The following is a 5,023-nucleotide window of genomic DNA, read 5'->3' as shown; positions in this document are numbered from 1 at the left end:
CGGCGCGGACGGCGCCTGGTACCGCCGCGTGCAGCACCGGCACGAGGGGCGGATCGAGTCCGGCGAGGTGGAGGCGGACGTGCGCTTCGCCGACGTCGCGGCCGATGACGGCGTGCAGGAGGCGATCGATGCCGCCTACGCGGCGAAGTACCCGTCGTCGCGCGGCTCGGTCGCCGCGATCAACGCCTCCGCCGCCCGGGCGACGACGCTGCGGGTCGAGCGGGCCTGACCCGCGGACGCCCGGCGCTCAGAGGTCGAACAGCGCGCGGCGGCTGGCGAGCCGCAGCTCCAGCTCGCGCATCACGATCGCGGCCAGGCTCGTCAGGTCGGCGAGGTCGTCGCTGGAGAACTCGTGCGGCTGGAAGTCGAACACGCAGAGCGAGCCCAGCCGGTGCCCGTCGTGGGTGATCAGCGGTGCGGAGGCGTACGCGCGCACGTTCGGGTCGTCGGTGACGAGCGCGTTCGCGCGCGTGCGGTCGTCCTCCCGCGCGTCGGGGATCGACCACGGGCCGTCGTGGTCAGGGACCGTCGTCGAGCAGAACGACGTGTTGCGGTCGACCTCCGCCACGTCGGTGCCCTGCCGCGACTTGTGCCACACCCGGTCCGCGTCGATGATCGAGACCAGGGCGACGGGCGCGTGCAGCATCCGCGTCGCGATGCGCGTGATGTCGTCGAAGGCGTCCTCCGGCGGGGTGTCGAGGATGTTGTATCGCCGCACCGCGGCCAGCCGCGCCGACTCCGCCCGCGCGTCCACGGGCAGCGCGTCGACGACGCGGTTCGCGACGAGGTCCTGCACCAGCAGCGCCTGGAACGCGGCCGCCACGCCTCCGGCCGACGGGCGGCGCGACGGCTCGCGCGCGGTCATCCGGGACAGCAGGTCGGCGACGCCCAGCGGGATGGACGAGGAGATCTCCGGCTGCCGCTCGAGGCGCGCGAAGGCCGAGACCTGCACGGAGCCGGGGAAGGCCGTCCGGCCCGTCAGCGCCTCCAGCAGCACGAGCCCGAGCGCGTAGACGTCCGACGCCGGCTCCGCGTCCTCGCCCTCGACCTGCTCGGGGCTCAGGTAGGCGGCCGTGCCGGTGGTGAACTCGTCGTCGGCGTCGCCGTGGATCCGCGCCGCGATGCCGAAGTCCGTCAGCTTGCCGCGCAGCCGGACCGCCTCGTCCTGCTCGGCGAGCAGCACGTTCGCCGGCTTGACGTCGCGGTGCAGGAACCCGGCCGCGTGCAGGTGCTGCAGCCCCTCGCCCAGGTCGAACCCGAGCCAGCAGACCTGCTGCGGCGTGAGCACGCCCTGCGCCAGCCGCTCCCGCAGGTCGAGGCCGCGCACGTACTCCATGACCAGGTAGAGGCGGGGGCTGCGCGGGTCGGTCGTGTCGGCGCCCGCGTCGAGCAGCGTCGTCAGCGCGTGATGGTTGAGGGAGCCGATCAGGGCCGCCTCGGCCTGCTGCTTCCGCAGCTCCTCCGGGGTGTCGGCGGGCGCGGTGAACAGCTTCACGGCGACCTCCCGGCCGATCAGGAGGTCGTGCGCCCGATGGACGACGGACATCGCTCCGCGCCCGAGCACCGGGCCCAGCCGGTACCGGCCACCGAGCGTGCGCGGCTCCGGTCTGGCCGTGGTGGCGGCGGCGTCCGTCATGCCGCAAGTTGTAGCAGGAGCGTCGGACGTCGGTGCTACCGTCCGGTCCCGTCGTGAACGTTCACGGCGCGGCGGGAGGACCAGGATGACGACGGAGACCGGGATCACACCGACGGGCGGCTGGGCCGTGCTCGGGCCGGGCCGCATCGCGCGACGCTTCCTCGCCGAGCTGCCGACCACCTCCACCCCGCTCGTCGCCGTCGGCAGCAGCGACCTCGAGCGCTCGGCGGCGTTCGCGGCGGAGGCGGCGGCGCTCGGCTACGCGGACGTCACCGCGGGCACGTACGCGGAGGCGCTCGCGGACCCGCGGGTCACCGCGGTGTACGTCGCGACGGTGCACCCGACCCACGCGCACCTCGTGCTCGACGCGATCGCGGTGGGCAAGGCCGTGCTCTGCGAGAAGCCGATGACGCCGAACGCCGGCACGACGATGGCGGTCGTCGACGCCGCGCGCCGCGCCGGCACCACGCTGGTCGAGGCGTTCGTGCCCCGGTTCCACCCGCAGCTGGGCACGCTGCTCGGCCTGCTCCGCGACGGCGCGATCGGCGACGTCCACCACCTCGACGTCGCCTTCGCCTTCCGCTCAGCGGATCGCACCGGCCGGCTGTACGACCCGGCGACCGCCGGCGGCGGCATCCTCGACGTCGGCTGCTACCCGGTGACGATGGCCATGGCTGTGGTCGGCGCGGCCACCGGCCGGCGCTCCGTCGAGCCGGTCGGCCTCGCCGCGAAGGGCGCGATCGGCCGGACCGGCGTCGACGAGTGGGCGGTCGCCGACCTCGTCCTCCCCGGCGGCATCACCGCGACCCTCCGCACCGGCGTCCGCCTGCAGGACCCGAACGCGCTCGTGATCCTCGGGTCGCGCGGCCGCATCACGGTCTCGAACCCGTGGACCATCGAGGGCGGCTCGACCATCGAGGTCGCCACCACCGAGGACGAGCCCCGGGTCATCGAGATCGAGGAGGTCGCGGTGTACGGCCTGGAGGCCGCCGCGACGGTCGCCGCCGCGCAGGCTGGCGCCGTCGAGGTGCCCGAGATGACCCTCGACGACTCGCTCGCCGCGGCCCGCACGCTGGACCGGTGGCGCGCGGCGATCGGCCTCCGCTACCCGTTCGAGGCCGAGACCGCGGCCATCCCGACCGTCTCGGGCAGGCCGCTCGCCGTGGCCGCGGACGCGCCGATGCGCTACGGGGAGCTGCCCGGGGTCGGCAAGCGGATGTCCCGCCTGGTGATGGGCTGCGACAACCAGCCGGACCTCGCGCACGCCTCCGCGATCTTCGACGTCTTCATGGAGCAGGGCGGCAACGCCTTCGACACCGCCTGGCTGTACGGCCGAGGCGAGTACGAGACCCGGCTCGGGCGGTGGATCGCCAACCGCGGCGTGCGGGAGGAGGTCGTCGTGCTCACGAAGGGGGCGCACACCCCGCACTGCGATCCGGAGTCGCTGTCGACGCAGCTGCTCGAGAGCCTCGAGCGGCAGGGCACCGACTACGCGGACGTCTACCTGATGCATCGCGACAACCCCGACGTGCCGGTCGGGGAGTTCGTCGACGTGATGGACGAGCACCGCAGGGCCGGCCGCATCCGGGTCTACGGCGTCTCGAACTGGGGCCTCGACCGCTTCGACGAGGCCAACGCGTGGGCGCGCGCGAACGGCCGGGCGGAGCTCGCGGTGCTCTCGAACCACTTCGGGCTCGCGGAGGCGTACGACGTGCCGTGGGCCGGCTGCCGGCACGTCACCGACCCGGCCTCGAAGGCGTGGCTGGAGGAGCGCCAGGTGCCGCTGCTGCCGTGGTCGAGCCAGGCGCGCGGGTTCTTCGCCCGCGCCCGGCCGGACTTCACCGACGACGCCGAGCTGGTGCGCTGCTACTACGGCGACGACAACTTCGAGCGCCTCCGCAGGGCCGAGCAGCTGGGCGCCGAGCTCGGGGTGCCGGCGACGGCGGTCGCCCTGGAGTACGTGCTCGCGCAGCCGTTCCCGACGTTCGCGCTGTTCGGCCCGCGGACGATCGAGGAGGCCCGGTCGTCGATGCGGGGCCTGTCGGTCGAGCTGACGCCGGAGCAGGTCGCGTGGCTGGACCTCCGCGCCTGACCGACGGCCGGCCCGGCTCGGGCCGCGCGACGATCCTCGACGTCGCGGCCGCGGCCGGGGTGTCCCGGCAGACCGTCACGCGGGCGATGAACGGGATGCCGGGCATCAGCCCGGCGACGAAGCAGCGGGTGCTCGCCGCCGCCGAGGCCCTCGCGTACCGGCCGTCGCGGTTCGGGCGCGGCCTCGTCACGGGCGGCGAGCGCCAGCTCGGTCTCGTCGTCGACGACCTGCGCAACCCGTGGTCGCCGGAGCTCGCGGCCGCCGTCGTCCGGATCGCCGCGACCGAGGGCTGGAACGTGCTGCTCGCAGACGTCGCGCTGTCCGGCGACGCGGAGCGGATGGTCGCATCGCTCGGCGCGCAGACCGACGCGGTCATCGGGTACCTCGGGGTGCGGGCCGCGGCGTGGATCGAGCTGCTGGGCGCGGCGCCGGTCGTCGAGCTCGATCCCGTGGGGGAGCCGCTGCGGGGAGCCGTGCACCTGGACCGGTCCGCGGCCGTCGCTGCGGCCGTCGACCACCTGGTCGCTGCTGGCGTGCGGGCGCCGCTCGCCCTGGACTCCGCGCGGCCGGACGGCCCCAGCCGCCGCGTCGGGCTGATGGCGGCGGCGTTCGCCCGCCACGGGATCCCGCTCCGCACCGCCTCCGCCGACTCGCACTCGGCGGAGGCGGCCGCCGGCGCCGTGGAGCCGGTGCTCGCGGACGACCGGCCCGACGCGATCCTCGCCTTCAACGACCTGATGGCCCTCGGCGCGCTGTCCGCCTGCCGACGGGCGCGCGTCGACGTGCCGGGCGAGCTGCGGGTCGTCGGCATCGACGGGCTCGCGCTCGGCGGGCTCGTCACCCCGGCGCTGACGACGCTCGACGTGGACCTCGACGCGGTGGCCCGGGAGGCGCTCGATCTGGCCGTCGCGATGCTCGCGGGCGCCGCGCCGCGCTCCGGCCCGGACGCGCAGCGCACGGTGCGGCACCGCCTCCTCCTCCGCGACTCCGCCTAGCCGGAACCGCACACCGGCCACTTCCTGCACCCGGTACGGATGTCGTCCGCGGAGAGGGGCAGGTCCGCGGTTCGCGGCGGCAGGCGGCCCCGCCCCGGCGGGTCGACGCGGCCGGTACCCTGGTCCGATGCCCGCCCCCGACTCGGTCGAGCAGGGCGAGGTCGACTCCTCCTCTGCTGCCGCGCCCTCGTTCGCCGACCTCGGTCTCGACCCCGCGGTCCTCAAGGGGCTGAAGGACCTCGGCTACGAGTCGCCGTCCGCCATCCAGGCCGCGACCATCCCCTCGCTGCTCGCCGGCCG

General features: G+C 75.2%; 4 protein-coding genes. 3 read left to right on the top strand and 1 reads right to left on the bottom strand.

The window, feature by feature from the left end:
* Nucleotides 1-229: DUF2255 family protein (locus ACFE60_RS17530; protein ID WP_375390142.1), on the top strand; the 229-nt coding region annotated here is incomplete at its 5' end.
* A gap of 18 nt (nt 230-247) precedes the next feature.
* On the opposite strand, the gene ACFE60_RS17525 is transcribed toward ACFE60_RS17530, so the two are convergent.
* A complete protein-coding gene (locus ACFE60_RS17525) occupies nt 248-1,636 on the bottom strand; it encodes a protein kinase (protein ID WP_375390141.1) in 1,389 nt (462 codons plus the stop codon).
* Between the two features lie 85 nt (nt 1,637-1,721).
* Between ACFE60_RS17525 and ACFE60_RS17520 the strand changes: the two genes are divergently transcribed.
* Complete coding sequence (locus ACFE60_RS17520) at nt 1,722-3,728, top strand: aldo/keto reductase (RefSeq protein ID WP_375390140.1); 2,007 nt, start codon at nt 1,722-1,724, stop codon at nt 3,726-3,728.
* Nucleotides 3,707-4,723: a LacI family DNA-binding transcriptional regulator gene (locus tag ACFE60_RS17515; RefSeq protein WP_375390139.1), complete on the top strand. Its 1,017-nt coding sequence runs from the start codon at nt 3,707-3,709 to the stop codon at nt 4,721-4,723. The genes ACFE60_RS17520 and ACFE60_RS17515 overlap by 22 nt, the downstream gene beginning before the upstream one ends.
* Nucleotides 4,724-5,023 lie beyond the last annotated feature (300 nt).

The sequence above is a fragment of the uncultured Amnibacterium sp. genome, from assembly GCF_964245895.1.
In the GTDB taxonomy this organism is placed as follows: domain Bacteria; phylum Actinomycetota; class Actinomycetes; order Actinomycetales; family Microbacteriaceae; genus Amnibacterium.
Note: the sequence above shows the minus strand (reverse complement) of the source record. Positions and strands in the feature narration are given on the sequence as shown.

Coding starts and splice junctions, on each gene's coding strand:
- ACFE60_RS17525 (WP_375390141.1), bottom strand. CDS start 1,636: ATGACGGACGCCGCCGCCACCACGGCCAGACCGGAGCCGCGCACGCTC.
- ACFE60_RS17520 (WP_375390140.1), top strand. CDS start 1,722: ATGACGACGGAGACCGGGATCACACCGACGGGCGGCTGGGCCGTGCTC.